Annotated in this window: 2 rRNA genes; both read right to left on the bottom strand. The window is 56.0% G+C overall.

Annotation, left to right across the window (positions count from 1 at the left end):
- Positions 1-40: 40 nt before the first annotated feature.
- A 23S ribosomal RNA gene (locus ACZ4TR_RS49340) occupies positions 41-3,162 on the bottom strand.
- 329 nt (positions 3,163-3,491) lie between these two features.
- Positions 3,492-5,012, bottom strand: a 16S ribosomal RNA gene (locus tag ACZ4TR_RS49345).
- Together the 16S and 23S rRNA genes form the textbook arrangement of a ribosomal RNA operon.
- Positions 5,013-5,127 lie beyond the last annotated feature (115 nt).

Below are 5,127 nucleotides of genomic sequence, written 5' to 3' on the forward strand. Positions count from 1 at the left end.
GTGGTGTTTCAGAACCGTAGAGTGGATGCGTAACACCTTCGTAGACAAGTCCTCGGCCTATTAGTACCAGTCAACTCGACAACACATTACTGTGCTTCCATTTCTGGCCTATCAACCCAATGGTCTCTTGGGGGCCTTAACCCACAAAGGGTGGGATACCTCATCTTGGAACAGGCTTCCCGCTTAGATGCCTTCAGCGGTTATCCCTTCCGAACGTGGCCAACCAGCCATGCCACTGGCGTGACAACTGGCACACCAGAGGTTCGTCCGTCCCGGTCCTCTCGTACTAGGGACAGCCTTCCTCAAGTATCCTACGCGCGCGGCGGATAGGGACCGAACTGTCTCACGACGTTCTAAACCCAGCTCGCGTGCCGCTTTAATGGGCGAACAGCCCAACCCTTGGGACCTACTCCGGCCCCAGGATGCGACGAGCCGACATCGAGGTGCCAAACCATGCCGTCGATATGGACTCTTGGGCAAGATCAGCCTGTTATCCCCGGGGTACCTTTTATCCGTTGAGCGACACCCCTTCCACCAGGAGGTGCCGGATCACTAGTCCCGACTTTCGTCCCTGCTCGACATGTCTGTCTCACAGTCAAGCTCCCTTGTGCACTTGCACTCAACACCTGATTGCCAACCAGGCTGAGGGAACCTTTGGGCGCCTCCGTTACTCTTTAGGAGGCAACCGCCCCAGTTAAACTACCCATCAGGCACTGTCCCTGAACCAGATCATGGCCCGAGGTTCAGATTCCCAATTCGACCAGAGTGGTATTTCAACAACGACTCCACAGCCACTAGCGTGACCACTTCACAGTCTCCCACCTATCCTACACAAGCCGAACCGAAAACCAATACCAAACTATAGTAAAGGTCCCGGGGTCTTTCCGTCCTGCCGCGCGTAACGAGCATCTTTACTCGTAGTGCAATTTCGCCGGGCCTGTGGTTGAGACAGCCGGAAAGTCGTTACGCCATTCGTGCAGGTCGGAACTTACCCGACAAGGAATTTCGCTACCTTAGGATGGTTATAGTTACCACCGCCGTTTACTGGCGCTTAAATTCTCAGCTTCACCCCCCGAAAGGAGTTAACCGGTCCTCTTAACGTTCCAGCACCGGGCAGGCGTCAGTCCATATACATCGTCTTGCGACTTCGCATGGACCTGTGTTTTTAGTAAACAGTCGCTTTCCGCTGGTCTCTGCGGCCACCCACCCCTAGCCCGAGAAAGGCTTCAGGATGTTTGGCCCCCCTTCTCCCGAAGTTACGGGGGCATTTTGCCGAGTTCCTTAACCACAGTTCACCCGATCGCCTTGGTATTCTCTACCTGACCACCTGTGTTGGTTTGGGGTACGGGCCGTGCATGCACTCACTAGAGGCTTTTCTCGGCAGCATAGGATCACTCTACTTCGCCTCAAACGGCTACGCATCACGTCTCAACCTCATGGAACACGGATTTGCCTATGTTCCGGCCTACACGCTTACACCAGTACTACCACTCACTGGCGGAGCTACCTTCCTGCGTCACCCCATCGCTTGACTACTACGAAATCAGGTCCCACGCTCCACAACACCCACTAGGCCCGAAGGCTTCGCAGATGCGCTTCGGGTGGTTAGTATCAAACGCCTCGTCATGGGCGCACATGCTCGGGTACGGGAATATCAACCCGTTGTCCATCGACTACGCCTGTCGGCCTCGCCTTAGGTCCCGACTTACCCTGGGCGGATTAGCCTGGCCCAGGAACCCTTGGTCATCCGGCGGCAGAGTTTCTCACTCTGCATTCGCTACTCATGCCTGCATTCTCACTCCCACACCCTCCACCGCTAGCTTCCGCCACGGCTTCCCTGGGTGCAGGACGCTCCCCTACCCATCAACACGACTACACAACACCCTCAAGGAGCGAAGTGGATCTATTGTGTCAATGACACAGCTTCGGCGGTGTGCTTAAGCCCCGCTACATTGTCGGCGCAGGACCACTTGACCAGTGAGCTATTACGCACTCTTTCAAGGGTGGCTGCTTCTAAGCCAACCTCCTGGTTGTCTGGGCAATCCCACATCCTTTCCCACTGAGCACACACTTAGGGGCCTTAGCTGGTGTTCTGGGCTGTTTCCCTCTCGACGACGAAGCTTATCCCCCGCCGTCTCACTGCCACGCTCTCACACTACGGTATTCGGAGTTTGGTTGATTTCGGTAACCCGGTAAGGCCCCTAGACCATCCAGTAGCTCTACCCCCGCAGTGAAACACGTGACGCTGCACCTAAATGCATTTCGGGGAGAACCAGCTATCACGGAGTTTGATTGGCCTTTCACCCCTACCCACAGCTCATCCCCTCAGTTTTCAACCTAAGTGGGTTCGGGCCTCCACGACGTCTTACCGTCGCTTCACCCTGGCCATGGGTAGATCACTCCGCTTCGGGTCTAGACCACGCGACTACAGACGCCCTATTCAGACTCGCTTTCGCTACGGCTACCCCACACGGGTTAACCTCGCCACGCAGCACTAACTCGCAGGCTCATTCTTCAAAAGGCACGCCATCACCATTACAGCTCTGACGGCTTGTAGGCACACGGTTTCAGGTACTCTTTCACTCCCCTCCCGGGGTACTTTTCATCTTTCCCTCACGGTACTCGTCCGCTATCGGTCTTCAGGAAGTATTTAGGCTTACCGGGTGGTCCCGGCAGATTCACAGCAAATTCCACGAGCTCGCTGCTACTCGGGAACACCACCAAGGTCCTTGAAACTGGTTTTCGCGTACGGGGCTCTCACCCACTCCGGCCCGCCATCCCAAGCGGTTCCACTAACCAGCACAACAACCCGAAGGAATGTCAGTCCCTCCAAGGCGGGTCCCACAACACCGCATATACAACGCCTGACAGCTTGACATATACACGGTTTAGCCTCTTCCGCTTTCGCTCGCCACTACTCACGGAATCACGGTTGTTTTCTCTTCCTACGGGTACTGAGATGTTTCACTTCCCCGCGTTCCCTCCACACACCCTATATATTCAGGTGCGGGTAACACCACATCACTGGTGCTGGGTTTCCCCATTCGGAAATCCTCGGATCACAGCTCGGTTGACAGCTCCCCGAGGCTTATCGCAGCCTCCTACGTCCTTCATCGGCTCCTGAAGCCAAGACATCCACCATGTGCCCTTAACAACTTGACCACAAAGATGCTCGCATCCACTCTACAGTTCTCAAACACCACACCAGAAACAAACAACGTTCCAGGACTGTGTCCAGCCCTGAGGCGTGTTGCCTCAGGACCCAACAGTGTGCCTCATGAACAATCCACCACCCGACTCAACAAGCGTCCTCCACGACCCCCGAAAGGATCAGTACTAACGCCGGCGTCTGCCACCGCGATGAACCATAACCAGTAGTTCCACGATTCCTTGAGCAACCAGAACAAGCACACATTCGGCACTTGAGTTCCAGCCACTCCACCACGGTAGTTCCGGGAATCCCGGCCGAGTGGATGTGTTGTGCTCCTTAGAAAGGAGGTGATCCAGCCGCACCTTCCGGTACGGCTACCTTGTTACGACTTCGTCCCAATCGCCAGTCCCACCTTCGACCACTCCCTCCCCTTACGGGGTTGGGCCATGGGCTTCGGGTGTTACCGACTTTCATGACGTGACGGGCGGTGTGTACAAGGCCCGGGAACGTATTCACCGCAGCGTTGCTGATCTGCGATTACTAGCGACTCCGACTTCACGCAGTCGAGTTGCAGACTGCGATCCGAACTGAGACCGGCTTTAAGGGATTCGCTCCACCTCGCGGTATCGCAGCCCTCTGTACCAGCCATTGTAGCATGTGTGAAGCCCTGGACATAAGGGGCATGATGACTTGACGTCATCCCCACCTTCCTCCGAGTTGACCCCGGCAGTCTCCCACGAGTCCCCGCCATGACGCGCTGGCAACGTAGGATAAGGGTTGCGCTCGTTGCGGGACTTAACCCAACATCTCACGACACGAGCTGACGACAGCCATGCACCACCTGTACACCAACCACAAGGGAAGCCCCATCTCTGGGGATGTCTGGCGCATGTCAAGCCCAGGTAAGGTTCTTCGCGTTGCATCGAATTAATCCACATGCTCCGCCGCTTGTGCGGGCCCCCGTCAATTCCTTTGAGTTTTAGCCTTGCGGCCGTACTCCCCAGGCGGGGCGCTTAATGCGTTAGCTACGGCACGGACAACGTGGATGTCGCCCACACCTAGCGCCCAACGTTTACAGCGTGGACTACCAGGGTATCTAATCCTGTTCGCTCCCCACGCTTTCGCTCCTCAGCGTCAGTATCGGCCCAGAGACCCGCCTTCGCCACCGGTGTTCCTCCTGATATCTGCGCATTTCACCGCTACACCAGGAATTCCAGTCTCCCCTACCGAACTCAAGTCTGCCCGTATCGACCGCACGCTCCACGTTAAGCGTGGAGATTTCACGGCCGACGCGACAAACCGCCTACGAGCTCTTTACGCCCAATAAATCCGGACAACGCTCGCACCCTACGTATTACCGCGGCTGCTGGCACGTAGTTAGCCGGTGCTTCTTATCCAGGTACCGTCACTTGCGCTTCGTCCCTGGCGAAAGAGGTTTACAACCCGAAGGCCGTCATCCCTCACGCGGCGTCGCTGCATCAGGCTTTCGCCCATTGTGCAATATTCCCCACTGCTGCCTCCCGTAGGAGTCTGGGCCGTGTCTCAGTCCCAGTGTGGCCGGTCACCCTCTCAGGCCGGCTACCCGTCGTCGCCTTGGTAGGCCATTACCCCACCAACAAGCTGATAGGCCGCGGGTTCATCCTGCACCGCCAGAACTTTCAACAACACTTCATGCGAAGCGTTGTGATATCCGGTATTAGACCTCGTTTCCAAGGCTTATCCCAGAGTGCAGGGCAGATTACCCACGTGTTACTCACCCGTTCGCCACTCATCCCCACCCGAAAGTGGTTCAGCGTTCGACTTGCATGTGTTAAGCACGCCGCCAGCGTTCGTCCTGAGCCAGGATCAAACTCTCCAACAATGAACAGTTTAATCGAGGCAAATTAATGCTCTCAAAGGAACCTCATACGAGGTTCAATACATAAGCTCTACTGGCTTAGTTCACTAGCACACTGTTGAGTTCTCAAGCAACACAC

The sequence above is a fragment of the Amycolatopsis sp. NPDC028719 genome, from assembly GCF_055565395.1.